A 16,889-nucleotide genomic window follows, 5' to 3' on the forward strand; every position below is an offset into this window, starting at 1 on the left:
GTTGGATCACTTGGATCATCACTATCATCTGTGATACTATTGCCTGCTGGGTCATTACCACTAGCAGTCGCTTGGTTGGTAACCACACCTGCATCAATATCAGCTTGTGTAATAGCGTAGGTAGCAGTGTAAACAATCGTACCTGCACCTACAGCTAAATCCTCAAGATCAGCATCACCATCTAAGTCTGCTCCGCCACTTACATATACTGGTATTGGTAAGGTTCCTGTTCCAGTAAAATCTGCAGCGTCTTCAGAAACTGTCACATCGAACAATGTAGCGTCTCCTGTATTACTAATCGTATAAGTATAAGTAATGATATCACCAACACTTACCACACCATCAGCTCCTAAGTCTAGATTGCTTGTCTTGGTAAGCGACATTGATGGGTTCTGTGGAATAACCGTATCTGTTGGATCATCATCACTGGTTGGATCACTTGGATCGTCACTATCATCTGTGATACTGTTACCTGCTGGATCATTACCATTAGCAGTCGCTTGGTTGGTAACCACACCTGCATCAATATCAGCCTGTGTAATAGCATAGGTAGCTGTGTAAACAATCGTACCTGCACCTACAGCTAAATCCTCAAGATCTGCATCACCATCTAGGTCTGCTCCGCCACTAACATACACTGGTGTTGGTAAAGTTCCTGTTCCAGTAAAATCGGCTGCGTCTTCAGTGACACTTAGGTCAAATAAGGTCACATCGCCTGTGTTGCTAATCGTATAAGTATAAGTAATAACATCACCAACACTTACCACACCATCAGCACCTAAATCTAGGTTGCTTGTCTTGGTAAGAGACATTGATGGGTTCTGTGGAATAACCGTATCTGTTGGATCATCATCACTGGTTGGATCACTTGGATCATCACTATCATCTGTGATACTGTTACCTGCTGGATCATTACCACTAGCAGTCGCTTGGTTGGTAACCACACCTGCATCAATATCAGCCTGTGTAATAGCATACGTAGCTGTGTAAACAATCGTACCTGCACCTACAGCTAAGTCCTCAAGGTCTGCATCACCATCTAAGTCTGCTCCGCCACTTACATATACTGGTGTTGGTAAAGTTCCTGTTCCGGAAAAGTCGGCTGCGTCTTCAGTGACCGTCACATCAAAAAGGGTGACACCTCCTAAGTTACTGACCGTATAAGTATAAGTAATAATATCACCAACACTTACCACACCATCAGCACCTAAGTCCAAACTACTTGTTTTGGTCATATTAATTTCAGAACATAAGCTAACTGTTGGATCTGTTGAACTCACATCATTTTGTTGTAAGCTATTGTTGGAAACATCCTGCGGAACACCATTGGCATCTACATTATCACCTAAACTATCATCACCATCTAAATCTGAAATCGTATAGCCACCATCTCCTTCAAGAGCATCAGGACATCCATCATTATCACTATCTGAATCCAAATAATCAGGCGTACCATCATCATCGGTGTCCGGATCTGTAGTTTGCGGATCTACAAAATTTGTAGCGCAATCAAATAAAACACTATGGTAACGAACAAGGTCGCTAATAGGATTCGTAGCAACCACTCCTAATCTAAAAGTATAACTCGAGAAGTTATTATAGCTCGCGGTAATATTTAAAAATGGATTCGCATTGGAAGATCCAGGATAATTAACATTACCTGATGTCGCCACCAAGAAGTTAGGTTCTGAATCTATTGTAATCGTTGTTGGATTATCAAGAACATAACTCACAGGGTATGGCAATCTATTTCTTTCAAATAAATCCAAATCTCCATCCATATCGTTATAACCTACGAATACTTCTGAGAAACTTACAGGAATTGTAGTTCCTGCTTGAACCAATTGAATATTATATTCCACATAACCTTCTTCTCCAGCATTTAAATATTCAATTCTTGACCCAGGTTTAAAGTATTCTGGATCGGAAAAATTATCATCTAAAATATCTACAACTGCATTATTAAATTCAACTAAAGTTACCAAGGCATCTGTTCCAGCTGTAACATTAGCGAATCGAAACACTTCACCTTCCAATAATGTAGCAACATTGCCATCACCAGATTCTTCAGTAGCGATAGCACTAAAATCAAATACTGTCTGACTTCCACACAAAGGCGGAGCACTAATCGTTTCTCCTCTTTCATCAGCATCTAAAAGACCATCATTGTCATCATCGTCATCGCAGCCATCAGGCACTAAATCACCATCGGCATCAGCGTTATCATCTGAACCTGGACAAATATCTGCAGCATTAATGACGCCATCACCATCACAATCATTAGTTGGGAAATCGGTACATGCCCCAATCACAATAGATACTTGAGCTGTATCACAAACTAGGGAGTCAATTTCAAGACAAATTTGATATTCAATAGTATAAGTTCCTGGTAAACTATTAGCAGGTATATTGATGGTGCCATTTGTATTTATTGTGACACCTGATAAGCCACCATCATTACTGATATTTATATTGTTTGAAATATTTGCATCTGTTGCAGCTACACCATTGGCCAAATCGGTACCATTACCATTATCGGCAAAAACGCTTGTTGTGGCACCACCTACTTGTGGATTAAAAATAGTTGCCGTAAAATCATCATCCTCTGCAGAAATACTTGGATCCACTTCGATAGTCACATCTGCTGTATCACAAATGGTAGGATCCACTTCCAAGCAGATTTGGTAAGTCACTGTGTAAGTTCCAGCAGTGCTTCCAGCCGGAACATCTATAGTACCATCGGTATTGATGGTGACGCCTGTTAATCCGCCATCATTCGTAATACTGATATTATCTGAAATATTTGCATCCGTAGCTGCGACACCATTGGCCAAATCAGGACCATTGCCATTATCGGCAAAAACACTTGCTGTTGTACCTCCCGCGACAGCATCTATTGGTGCTCCACTAAAATCATCATTCTCTGCAGAAATACTTGGATCCACTTCGATAGTCACATCTGCCGTATCACAAATGGTTGGATCCACCTCCAAACAAATTTGGTAAGTCACTGTGTAGGTTCCTGCTGTGCTTCCAGCTGGAACATCGATGGTACCATCGGTATTGATTAAGACGCCTATTAATCCGCCATCATTCGTAATACTGATATTATCTGAAATATTTGCATCCGTAGCTGCGACACCATCGGCCAAATCCGTACCATTACCATTATCAGCAAAAACGCTAGCTGTTGTACCTCCTGCGACAGCATCTATTGGTGCTCCACTAAAATCATCATTCTCTGCGGAAATACTTGGATCTACTTCGATAGTCACATCTGCCGTATCACAAATTGTAGGATCCACCTCCAAACAAATTTGGTAAGTCACTGTGTAAGTTCCTGCTGTGCTTCCAGCCGGAACATCTATGGTCCCATCGGTATTGATGGTGACACCTGTTAAACCGCCGTCATTCGTAATACTGATATTATCGGAAATATTCGCATCGGAAGCTGCGACACCATCGGCCAAATCGGTACCATTACCATTATCGGCAAAAACACTTCCTGTTGTACCTCCCGCGACAGCATCTATTGGTGCTCCACTAAAATCATCATTCTCTGCGGAAATACTTGGATCTACTTCGATAGTCACATCTGCCGTATCACAAATGGTAGGATCCACCTCCAAACAGATTTGGTAAGTCACTGTGTAAGTTCCAGCAGTGCTTCCAGCCGGAACATCTATGGTTCCATCGGTATTGATGGTGACGCCTGTTAAACCGCCATCATTCGTAATACTGATATTATCAGAAATATTCGCATCCGTAGCTGCGACACCATCGGCCAAATCGGTACCATTACCATTATCAGCAAAAACGCTGGTGGTTGTACCTCCTGAAACAGCATCTATTGGTGCTCCACTAAAATCGTCATTCTCTGCGGAAATACTTGGATCCACTTCGATAGTCACATCTGCTATATCACAAATGGTAGGATCAGATTCCAAACAGATTTGGTAAGTCACTGTGTAAGTTCCTGCGGTGCTTCCAGCCGGAACATCTATAGTTCCATCGGTATTGATGGTGACGCCTGTTAAACCGCCATCATTCGTAATACTGATATTATCTGAAATATTTGCATCGGTCGCTGCGACACCATCGGCCAAATCGGTACCATTACCATTATCAGCAAAAACGCTTGTGGTGGTACCTCCTGCGACAGCATCTATTGGCGCACCACTGAAATCATCATCTTCTGCAACAACCGTTGCCTCAACTTCAATAGTCACATCTGCCGTATCACAAATTGTAGGATCCACCTCCAAACAAATTTGATAAGTGACTGTGTAGGTTCCTGCGGTGCTTCCGGCTGGGACATCGATGGTCCCATCGGTATTAATTGAAACGCCTGTTAATCCGCCATCATTCGTAATACTGATATTATCGGAAATATTCGCGTCTGTAGCCGATACAAAATCTGCATCGTCAGCGCCATTACCATTATCGGCAAAAACACTCGCAGTCGAACCGCCAAGAGCACCAATAATAGGTGTTCCACTAAAATCATCATCTCTGGCAATAATTCTATTACATGCGCTATCATCTGAAGCATCTAATACTGCAGCTGAAGTTGCTTGCGCATAAGAATTACCTCCTAAATCTGTTGGAATACCTTGGGCGTTTACTTGTCCTTCATCAACATCCGCCAAGTTATCACTCGTTGTTAAGTCAGAAGGAATAAATCCACCTGCGGCTTCAATAGCATCGGGACAACCATCATTATCACTATCCGTATCGAAGTGATTCGGAATGCCATCGCCATCGAAATCGTATACATCAGGAATGCCGTCGTTATTAGCATCTACATAGCTCGTGGTGCTTCCATCACTACTAATATTGTCATCAAATATATCCTTCCAATTAGGGATGTTATCGCCATCCTCATCACCATCAGGATCATTACCATTAGCTTCATCCGTATCTAAAATACCATCATTATCATCATCTAAATCCGTATCATCAAATTCACCATCACCATCATTATCAGGCTGTTCAATAGCATCTAGAGTTATTGAAATTTGAACAGATTCCCACGCAGTGGCGTCAAATGGCGTCCCTGGTGCATTATTCCCTGGTTGAAATATCAAGGCTTCAGATACTGTTGAAGCGTAAAATCTAATTTTTGTAGTTTCCCAAGAATCTTGTGTCACACTTGGTTTGAACTGACTCGGATTTGTTCCTATCTGATATCGAAATGCATCAAGATATAATTGCGCATAACCAGCAGATAACCAGCTTCCAGAGTATACTGTTACTTCATACAAGCGGCCTGGAATTAACCCTGTCATCGTTGTTGAAACCGTTTCTTCAAAGCCAGATGGTCCAAGATCTCTCAACGACAACCATGATGTATGACCATTTGGTGGAAGTGGAATAGGTTGGGCATCCCAAGAACCAACAGACGATGCATTCACGGAATCAGAAACATCTGGTGTTCCTCCAGCATCCACCCAACCAGTAGGTGCGCAATTAAAGCAGTTCTGACTACCTACGGCATCCGTCGTGTTACCTGTTTGCGGTATTGATTGTCCATACGTTAATGAAACCATCAAAAACGCTCCAATAAATGAAATGAATTTTAAAAACGAGAATCGAGTAAAGATTTTCATATATGCTCAGTGTAAATTATTTATCGTTTAACTGATTACCATGAATCAATTCACACTAAACAAACACATATGGATAAAACAAAAAAAACCTTGTTATATGCGACACATATAACTACAGGTTTGTCTTATGTTTTGTAGGTTCAAAATAGTGCTATTAATCTTCTTATTATGGAAAACCATAAAGGGCAATCATTACACAATATTAGGAATTCTTATTAAGAATCATTTAACAAGTATTTTCTTTTTCGTTTATGTTTTAAAATAATCGATGAAATACTCAATAAAAATCTTTATCGGTATTAATTGCACTTTAACAATGCTCAATAAAAACAGCTTCAAATCAATTACTTAACACCTTTCTAACAAAACGAAATTAGATTATAATGTCTTGCGAATATCAATTATATTTGCACCCACTTACAAAATCTATGAGCTTTACAAAAGAAATCAACAGACGACGAACCTTCGGAATTATCTCCCATCCTGATGCTGGAAAAACCACATTGACTGAAAAATTATTATTATTTGGAGGTGCCATTCAAGAGGCTGGTGCTGTAAAAAGTAATAAAATTAAAAAAGGTGCTACGAGTGACTTTATGGAAATTGAAAGACAGCGTGGTATCTCTGTCGCGACCTCGGTTTTGGCTTTTGAATATGATGGTATTAAAATTAATATTTTAGACACGCCTGGTCACAAGGATTTTGCGGAAGACACGTTTAGAACACTTACTGCGGTTGATAGTGTCATCGTAGTTATTGACGTTGCCAAAGGTGTTGAGGAACAAACTGAAAAACTCGTGGAAGTTTGTAGGATGCGTAACATTCCTATGATTGTTTTCATCAATAAAATGGACCGTGAAGGTAAGGATGCCTTTGATTTATTAGATGAAATTGAGCAAAAATTAGGCTTGAAAGTTGTGCCTTTAAGTTTTCCAATTGGTATGGGTTATGACTTCAAGGGAATTTATAATATATGGGAAAAGAATATCAACCTATTTAGTGGTGATAGTCGAAAAGACATCGAAGAGACCATTGAAATTTCAGATCTAAATTCAGAAGAATTAGATCGGCTAGTTGGAGATAAAGCAGCTCAAACATTGAGAGATGAGATCGAATTGGTGGAAGGTATTTACCCAAAATTTGATAAAGACGCCTATTTAAATGGTCAGTTGCAACCCGTGTTCTTTGGCTCTGCCTTAAACAATTTTGGCGTTAGGGAATTGTTGGATTGTTTTGTCGAAATTGCACCGAAGCCAAGACCGAAGCACAGTGAAGAGCGCTTAGTGAAACCTGAAGAAGATAAGTTTACAGGATTTGTATTTAAAATTCACGCTAATATGGATCCTAACCACAGGAATCGTTTAGCTTTTATTAAAATTGTGTCTGGAGAATTCAAAAGAAATACACCTTATCTTCATGTAAGGCACAACAAAAAAATGAAATTCTCCAGTCCGAATGCCTTTTTTGCTGAAAAGAAAGAGATTGTAGACATATCCTATCCTGGAGACATTGTAGGCTTACAAGACACAGGAAATTTTAAAATTGGAGATACCTTAACTGAAGGTGAAGCATTAAATTACAAAGGTGTGCCTAGTTTTTCTCCAGAGCATTTTAGATATATCAACAATGCGGATCCTTTAAAATCTAAGCAATTATATAAAGGAATTGATCAACTCATGGACGAAGGAGTGGCACAGCTGTTTACACTTGAACTCAATGGCAGAAAGGTCATCGGTACTGTTGGTGCTTTACAATATGAAGTGATACAATACCGATTAGAGCATGAGTATGGTGCCAAATGTACCTATGAAAACTTAAATGTGCATAAAGCCTGTTGGATAGAGACTAAGGATAAAAAAAGTGACGAGTACAAGGATTTTCTGAGAGTCAAACAACGATTTTTAGCAAAGGATAAGCGCGGACAACTAGTATTTTTAGCTGATTCGCCGTTTTCTTTGCAAATGACACAACAGAAATATCCAAGTATTACCTTTCATTTTACTTCTGAATTTAACTAAAACCACCTTACCGTTCATCTAATAATTTGAAAATAATTTGTTTTTTGTCGATGTTTTTATACTTTTAATCGTTGATTAAGTAACGAGAACGTTTTCGTTTTCTAAATTTAATGACGATTAAAACCCCAAAATTGATCTACTCATGGAAACAAATCCTAATGTTTTCAGTAATAGCGATATTACTGTAACCTACAATCCGTGTAAGTGCATAAACGCTGAGCGTTGTGCTAAAGAACTTTCAAATGTTTTCCGTCAATCTGTCATTCCTTGGATAGATTTAGATGGTGCATCCACCAAAAAAATTATGAAGCAAGTTAAGAAGTGCCCATCAGGCGCCTTGCAGTGTCACTCAAATAAAGAAGTGGCTTAATGATTTTTATTGCCCTAAAATTGCTGTACAACTTTCTCAGAAATAAGTATATGCAAAGAGACAAGCTCGCTAAAGTAGCTTAACAAGAACTTTTATTCGGTTGAAGCATTCCGAAATAACTAACCATGCTTGACTACACTATTTCGAAAAAAGCCCTTGATACTTAAAACGTACCAAGGGCTTTTTAATAATACTATGCCTGACCTGTTGGTCCAAAATTCAACGGTATTGGAGCCTGTTCATAGTCTTTGATCTCTCCATGTGCTTTTTCGAATCGTTGCACATTGTCTCCTAATGCTTTCAATAAGCGTTTGGCGTGTTGTGGTGTTAGAATGATTCTGGATTTTACTTTGCTTTTAGGCGTTCCAGGCATAATGCTAACAAAATCAACAACAAATTCGGATACCGAATGATTGATAATTGCAAGATTCGAATACGTACCTTCCGCAATTTTTTCATCTAACTCTATATTGATTCCTGGTTTTTTCGGTTTATTATCTTCTGCCATAATAGTTTGTTTTAGTCTTAGTATTTAAAATAAAATCCCGTTGATAACGGGATTTTATTAGTATTTATAGATTTGAATTATAAAAATTCGATGATTCTATGACATCTAAAATCCGTTAGTTATAATTCATTTCTTCTTTTGCTTTCATCATTTCATTGAATTCTTCTTTAGAACCTACGATGATGTTATCAAACTTTCTAACACCTGTTCCAGCAGGAATTCTATGTCCGACAATCACATTCTCTTTCAATCCTTCAAGATCATCTACTTTCGCATTCACAGCTGCTTCATTTAGTACTTTAGTCGTTTCCTGGAAGGAAGCCGCAGAAATAAATGATTTTGTCTGTAATGATGCTCTTGTAATTCCTTGTAAGATTGGCGTTGCCGTAGCAGGTTGAGCATCTCTCGCAGTCACAAGCGCCTTATCCTCTCTACGTAAAATGGAATTCTCGTCTCTTAACTCTCTCGAAGTTAAGATTTGACCAGCTTTCAAGTTTTCAGAATCTCCAGCATCTTCAACTACTTTCAATCCGAAAATCTTATCATTTTCTTCAATGAAATCAGATTTATGTACCAATTGATCCTCTAAGAAAATAGTATCTCCAGAATCAATAATTCGTACCTTTCTCATCATTTGTCTAACGACCACTTCAAAGTGCTTATCGTTAATCTTCACACCTTGTAATCGATACACTTCCTGAACTTCATTAACCAAGTACTGTTGTACAGCTGCTGGGCCTTTGATATTCAAAATATCATTTGGTGTAATCGAACCATCAGACAATGGCATACCCGCTTTTACATAATCATTTTCCTGAACTAGAATTTGATTAGATAATTTCACTAAGTATTTCTTCACTTCACCAAGTTTCGACTCAATGATGATCTCGCGATTACCTCTTTTTATTTTTCCGAAAGATACCACACCATCAATCTCACTTACCACAGCTGGGTTAGAAGGGTTACGTGCTTCAAACAATTCTGTTACACGTGGAAGACCACCTGTGATATCACCTGCTTTAGCCGATTTTCTTGGGATTTTAACTAAGATTTTACCAACCTTAATTTTCTCACCATCGTCTATCATAAGGTGAGCTCCAACTGGTAAGTTATACGAACGTATCGTTTCACCTTTAGAATCTTCAATATGAAGCGTAGGAATCAATTTCTTGTTTCTAGATTCAGAGATAACTTTCTCTTGGAAACCAGTTTGTTCATCAATTTCTACTTGATATGTGACCCCTTGTTCGATGTTTTCGTACTTCACTTTACCAGCGAATTCAGAAATAATCACACCGTTGTATGGATCCCATTGGCAAATCACATCACCTTTCTTCACTTTATCTCCAGGTTTCACGTAAATAAATGAACCGTAAGGGATATTATTAGTACTTAAAGTAATACCTGTTTTGGCATCAACCAACTTCAATTCTGAAGTTCGAGAAATAACCACATCTACATTATTACCTTCACTATCTGTACTTTTCACTGTTTTCAGATCTTCAATCTCAGCAATTCCATCGAATTTAACAGTCAATTTATTTTCTTCTGAAATGTTACCAGCAATACCACCTACGTGGAATGTACGAAGTGTCAACTGCGTTCCTGGTTCTCCAATAGATTGTGCGGCTACGACACCAACAGCTTCTCCTCTTTGAACCATCTTACCTGTGGCAAGATTTCGACCGTAACACTTAGAACAAATACCTTTTTTGGCCTCACATGTTAATGCAGATCGCACTTCAACTGAGTCTAAAGCAGAGGCTCCAATTCGTTTTGCAATCGCATCATTTATATGTCCACCAGCTTCCACTAATAACTCTTCAGTTAACGGATCATAAACATCGTTCAATGATGTACGACCAACGATTCGAGCTTCTAGGGTTTCAATGATCTCTTCATTTTTCTTCAATGGCGTTACATCAATACCTCTCAACGTTCCACAATCTTCAGTATAAATAATCACATCTTGTGAAACATCTACCAAACGACGTGTTAAGTAACCAGCATCGGCCGTTTTAAGGGCTGTATCGGCAAGACCTTTACGTGCACCGTGCGTTGAGATAAAGTACTCTAAAATTGAAAGTCCTTCCTTAAAGTTAGAAAGAATTGGGTTTTCAATAATCTCACCACCACCTGCATTCGATTTTTTAGGTTTCGCCATTAATCCACGCATACCTGTTAACTGACGAATCTGTTCTTTAGATCCACGAGCTCCAGAATCAAGCATCATAAACACGGAGTTAAATCCTTGTTGATCCTCACGAATACGTTTCATTGACAATTCCGTCAATTCAGCATTGGTAGATGTCCAGATATCAATAACTTGGTTGTAACGCTCATTATTCGTTATCAATCCCATGTTATAGTTACCCATAATGTTATCAACCAAGCCATTGGCCTTATCAATCATATCTTGCTTTTCAGCTGGAATAATGATATCACCTAAACTAAAAGACAATCCACCTTGGAAGGCAAATTTATAACCTAAAGTTTTGATCTCATCAAGGAATGCCGCTGTCTCAGGTACACTTGTTACTTTAAGAATACCGTGAATGATATCTCTTAAAGATTTCTTTGTTAATACCTCATTGATATATCCTGCAGCTTCAGGTACTTTTTCGTTAAAAAGCACACGACCTACAGTCGTTTCAATAATTTGAGTAGTCAACTCGCCTTCTTCATTAAAGTCTTTTGTACGTACCTTGATACCAGCATTCAAATCTACTTTCTTCTCGTTGTAAGCAATAGTTACTTCTTCAGGAGAATAGAAGGTTAACCCTTCACCTTTTACGGTGTAAGTCTCATCCGTTTTACGTAGTTTGGTCATGTAATATAGACCAAGTACCATATCTTGAGAAGGTACCGTTACTGGAGAACCATTTGCAGGATTCAAAATGTTATGTGATGCCAACATTAATAGTTGCGCTTCCAAAATCGCTTCTGGTCCTAATGGTAAATGCACCGCCATTTGATCACCATCGAAATCGGCGTTAAACGCCGTACATACTAATGGGTGTAATTGGATTGCTTTACCTTCAATTAGTTTCGGTTGAAATGCCTGAATACCCAATCTGTGTAATGTAGGGGCACGGTTTAAGAGTACTGGATGTCCTTTCAAGACATTCTCCAAGATATCCCAAACCACAGGTTCTTTTCTATCTATAATTTTCTTAGCAGATTTAACCGTTTTTACAATCCCTCTTTCGATCAGTTTTCTGATGATGAAAGGCTTGTAAAGTTCAGCAGCCATATTCTTTGGCAATCCACACTCAAATAATTTCAATTCTGGTCCAACAACAATTACCGAACGTGCGGAATAATCGACACGCTTACCTAGTAAGTTTTGACGGAAACGACCTTGCTTACCTTTTAAGGAATCAGATAATGATTTTAATGGTCTATTAGAATCTGTCTTAACAGCAGAAGCCTTACGAGTGTTATCAAATAATGAATCTACTGATTCTTGCAACATACGTTTTTCATTACGAAGAATTACTTCTGGTGCTTTAATTTCAACTAAACGCTTTAAACGGTTGTTACGGATAATAACACGACGGTATAAATCATTTAAATCTGAGGTTGCAAATCGTCCACCATCCAATGGCACTAGAGGTCTTAATTCTGGTGGAATAATTGGAATAGCCTTCATGATCATCCACTCTGGTTTATTCTCTCTATTTGCGTTAGAATCTCTAAAGGCCTCAACTACTTGCAAACGCTTTAAAGCTTCCGTTTTACGTTGTTTAGATGTTTCAGTATTTGCTTTATGACGTAATTCGAAAGACAATTCGTTTAAATCGATTCGCGATAACAATTCGATTAAACACTCAGCTCCCATTTTAGCAATAAACTTGTTAGGGTCTGTGTCATCCAAATGTCTATTTTCTTGAGGAAGGGACTCCATGATATTCAAGTACTCCTCTTCTGTAAGGAAATCCATTTTTTGTAATGGTTCTCCATCGGCATTCTTAGCTTCACCTGGTTGGATAACGACATATCTTTCATAATAGATAATCATATCCAATCGCTTAGAAGGTAAGCCTAATAAATAACCTATTTTGTTAGGTAATGAACGAAAGTACCAAATATGTGCGACTGGCACAACAAGGTTGATGTGTCCGACGCGATCACGACGTACTTTCTTTTCAGTAACTTCAACACCACAACGGTCACAAACGATACCTTTGTAACGTATTCTTTTATATTTACCGCAAGCACATTCAAAATCCTTTACGGGACCAAAAATACGCTCACAGAATAAACCATCACGTTCTGGTTTATGTGTTCGATAATTAATAGTTTCAGGTTTTAACACTTCACCACGAGATGCTGCTAAAACAGATTCTGGAGATGCCAAACCAATGGAGATTTTATTAAATCTCTGTACTGTATTCTTATCTTGTCTTCTTGCCATAATATTATGTGGTTACCGTAAGGACAGGTCGAAACCTGTCCTTACTAGCAAAATTTTTCAAATTATTCTTCTAATCTAATATCTAATCCTAAGCCTTTCAATTCGTGCATTAAAACGTTGAAAGATTCAGGTAGTCCTGGTTCTGGCATTGGCTCTCCCTTAACGATAGCTTCGTAAGTTTTAGCTCTACCTATAACATCATCAGATTTTACTGTTAAGATCTCACGTAAGGTACTAGAAGCGCCATATGCTTCAAGTGCCCAAACCTCCATCTCACCGAAACGCTGACCACCAAACTGTGCTTTACCACCTAGAGGTTGTTGCGTAATCAAAGAGTATGGTCCAATTGAACGAGCGTGCATCTTATCATCAATCATGTGTCCTAGTTTGATCATATAAATCACACCAACGGTTGCTGGTTGATCAAAACGATCTCCTGTACCACCATCATACAGATAGGTATGTCCAAATCTTGGTACACCTGCTTCATCTGTAAATTCGTTGATTTGATCTAAAGTAGCACCGTCAAAAATTGGGGTTGCATATTTGCGTCCTAATTTTTGTCCTGCCCATCCTAAAACCGTTTCATAAATCTGTCCGATATTCATACGAGATGGTACTCCTAATGGGTTCAACACGATATCAACTGGTGTTCCATCTTCTAAGAATGGCATATCTTCTTGACGAACGATACGAGCCACAATACCTTTGTTACCGTGACGTCCTGCCATTTTATCACCAACTTTTAGTTTACGTTTCTTAGCCACGTATACCTTCGCTAGTTTAATGATCCCAGCTGGTAGTTCATCACCTACAGAAATCGTAAACTTCTCACGTCTCAATGATCCTTGAAGATCATTCTCCTTAATTTTATAGTTGTGAATCAAATCAGCTACCAAAGAGTTTAAGTGATCATCGGTAGTCCATGTACCTGAAGTTAAATGCGTATAATCATCCACAGCATTTAACATTTTCAAGGTATACTTCTTACCTTTAGGAATGATTTCCTCTCCTAAATCATTATAAATACCTTGAGCAGTTTTACCATTGACAAGCGCAAATAATTTTTCAACTAAAACGGCTTGTAAATCGTCAAATTTCTTGTAATAGATATTTTCTAATGCTTCAATATCCTCTTTATCCTTAGCTCTTTTACGCTTGTCTTTAATAGCTCTTGAGAATAATTTCTTCTCAATTACAACACCATGTAATGATGGAGACGCTTTTAATGACGCATCTTTGACATCACCTGCTTTATCACCAAAGATGGCACGTAATAATTTTTCTTCTGGCGTAGGATCAGATTCTCCTTTAGGTGTAATCTTACCGATAAGAATATCACCTGGCTTGATTTCAGCACCAATTCTAATCATCCCGTTTTCATCAAGGTCTTTCGTAGCCTCTTCTGAAACGTTAGGAATATCATTAGTCAGTTCTTCATTACCTAATTTGGTATCTCTTACCTCTAATGAATACTCATCGATATGAATGGACGTAAATATATCGTCACGTACTACTTTTTCTGAAATCACAATCGCATCCTCGAAGTTGTAACCTTTCCATGGCATAAATGCCACTTTCATATTACGACCTAGTGCTAATTCACCATTTTCAGTAGCATAACCTTGGCAAAGTACTTGTCCTTTAACAACCTTATCACCTTTTGTTACAATAGGTTTCAAGTTGATAGACGTCCCTTGATTGGTTTTTCTAAACTTCACTAAAGGATAGGTTTTGGTATCGCTATCAAAACTAACCATAGCTTCCTCTTCCGTACGCTCGTACTTAATGACAATTTCATTAGCATCTACATACTCGACAACACCATTTCCTTCAGCATTTATCAACACTCTGGAATCTGACGCTACTTGACGTTCCAGTCCTGTTCCAACAATTGGTGCCTGCGGACGTAATAATGGTACGGCCTGACGCATCATGTTAGAGCCCATCAAGGCACGGTTCGCATCATCATGTTCCAAGAACGGAATAAGCGATGCAGAAATCGATGCAATCTGGTTTGGAGCTACATCTGTATAATCCACATTTGCTGGATCAATCACAGGGAAATCACCTTCCTGACGTGCAATAATTTTATCTTCTAGAATCTTACCTTTATCATCCACACTAATATTAGCCTGAGCGATCAACATATCTTCCTCTTCCTCGGCACTTAAATACGTTGGTGCGTTTTTAATATCAACAACACCACCTTCTGCTTTTCTGTAAGGTGTTTCGATGAATCCCATAGCATTCACCTTCGCGTATACTGATAGAGAAGAAATCAAACCAATGTTTGGTCCTTCAGGTGTTTCGATAGGACATAATCTTCCGTAGTGTGTGTAGTGAACGTCACGAACTTCAAATCCTGCTCTTTCTCTTGATAAACCACCAGGCCCTAATGCAGACAAACGACGTTTGTGCGTAATTTCAGCCAATGGATTGGTTTGATCCATAAATTGAGATAATTGGTTGGTTCCAAAAAACGAATTGATAACCGACGATAACGTCTTAGCGTTTATCAAATCAATTGGCGTAAATACCTCGTTATCACGAACGTTCATTCGTTCGCGAATCGTACGAGCCATACGCGCTAAACCAACACCGAATTGCGAAGATAATTGTTCACCAACTGTACGAACACGACGGTTAGACAAGTGGTCAATATCATCAATCTCCGCTTTGGAATTAATTAACTCAATTAAGTATTTTATGATGGTAATGATATCCTCTTTGGTAAGCACTTGCTTATCCATTCCAATATCAAGACCTAATTTTTTGTTCATTCTATAACGACCTACTTCACCTAAAGAGTAACGTTGATCAGAAAAGAATAATTTGTCAATGATACCACGAGCGGTTTCCTCATCTGGCGGCTCGGCATTACGTAATTGACGGTAAATATGTTCAACAGCTTCTTTTTCAGAGTTTGTTGGATCCTTTTGTAAGGTATTATGTATGATGGCGTAATCACCTTGCTGTGACGTTTCTTTGTGTAAAAGAATTGTTTTCACACCAGCCTCGAGGATTTCCTCGATATTATCTTTGTCGATAACCGTGTCACGATCTAATACAATTTCATTACGCTCGATGGATACCACTTCACCTGTATCTTCATCAACGAAATCTTCATGCCATGTATTTAATACACGTGCGGCAAGTTTACGATCGATGACTTTTTTAAGTCCAGATTTTGATACTTTAACTTCTTCAGCAAGATCAAAAATCTCTAAAATATCTTTATCACGTTCAAATCCGATAGCTCTAAATAAGGTTGTTACCGGTAATTTTTTCTTTCTGTCGATGTAAGCATACATCACCTGGTTGATATCTGTTGCGAATTCAATCCAAGATCCTTTAAAAGGAATAACCCTTGCAGAGTACAATTTCGTACCGTTGGCATGGAATGACTGACTAAAGAATACACCTGGAGATCTATGTAATTGGGAAACTACCACACGCTCTGCGCCATTGATACAGAAAGTTCCGCTAGGTGTCATGTAAGGGATGGTCCCTAAATATACATCTTGTACGATAGTCTCAAAATCTTCGTGTTCTGGATCTGTACAATATAATTTTAATCGTGCTTTTAATGGCACGCTATAGGTTAACCCTCTTTCTATACATTCTTCAATTGTGTATCGAGGTGGATCAATAAAATAATCCAAAAATTCTAATACGAATTGATTACGTGTATCCGTAATTGGAAAGTTCTCCATGAAGGTGTTATATAAGCCTTCATTTCCTCTTTCTTCTGATTTTGTCTCTAGCTGGAAAAAATCCTGGAAGGATTTTATTTGAATATCCAGGAAGTCCGGATACTCAGTTCTGTTTACTATGGAAGAGAAATTTAATCTTTCAGCTGTATTTGCTAACATCGATGAACGAGATTTTGATTAAAAAAATAACTAGTTTATTTGTGTACCTTTTTTATACACAAAAGGGTTTAGGTCATTCCGAGGATTTCGGA

Annotated in this window: 6 protein-coding genes; 2 read left to right on the forward strand and 4 right to left on the reverse strand. The window is 38.5% G+C overall.

The features are described from left to right. Positions 1-5,609, reverse strand: a 5,609-nt coding sequence (locus tag ACU8DI_RS00005; RefSeq protein ID WP_447110685.1) for a beta strand repeat-containing protein, incomplete at its 3' end; no start/stop codon positions are given. Positions 5,610-6,037: 428 nt separating this feature from the next. On the opposite strand from ACU8DI_RS00005, the gene ACU8DI_RS00010 reads away from it, so the two are divergent. Continuing rightward, entirely contained in the window at positions 6,038-7,627 is a 1,590-nt protein-coding gene (locus ACU8DI_RS00010; protein ID WP_447110686.1) for a peptide chain release factor 3, read from the forward strand. Positions 7,628-7,769: 142 nt separating this feature from the next. Then, entirely contained in the window at positions 7,770-7,997 is a 228-nt protein-coding gene (locus tag ACU8DI_RS00015) for a (4Fe-4S)-binding protein (RefSeq protein ID WP_447110687.1), read from the forward strand. Positions 7,998-8,190: 193 nt separating this feature from the next. Here the strand turns inward: ACU8DI_RS00015 and ACU8DI_RS00020 are convergent, their stop codons facing one another. From ACU8DI_RS00020 to rpoB, 3 genes are all read right to left on the reverse strand, one after another. Further along, positions 8,191-8,505 (reverse strand): DUF3467 domain-containing protein, encoded by a 315-nt coding sequence (locus ACU8DI_RS00020; RefSeq protein WP_447110688.1) that lies wholly within the window; start codon positions 8,503-8,505, stop codon positions 8,191-8,193. A 115-nt stretch (positions 8,506-8,620) separates the two neighbouring features. Continuing rightward, a complete protein-coding gene (gene rpoC / locus ACU8DI_RS00025; protein ID WP_447110689.1) occupies positions 8,621-12,922 on the reverse strand; it encodes a DNA-directed RNA polymerase subunit beta' in 4,302 nt (1,433 codons plus the stop codon). Positions 12,923-12,984: 62 nt separating this feature from the next. Next, on the reverse strand, positions 12,985-16,797 hold the full coding sequence (gene rpoB, locus ACU8DI_RS00030) for a DNA-directed RNA polymerase subunit beta (protein ID WP_447110690.1): 3,813 nt from the start codon (positions 16,795-16,797) through the stop codon (positions 12,985-12,987). Between the last annotated feature and the right edge of the window lie 92 nt (positions 16,798-16,889).

The organism is Psychroserpens sp. BH13MA-6 (assembly GCF_052983595.1).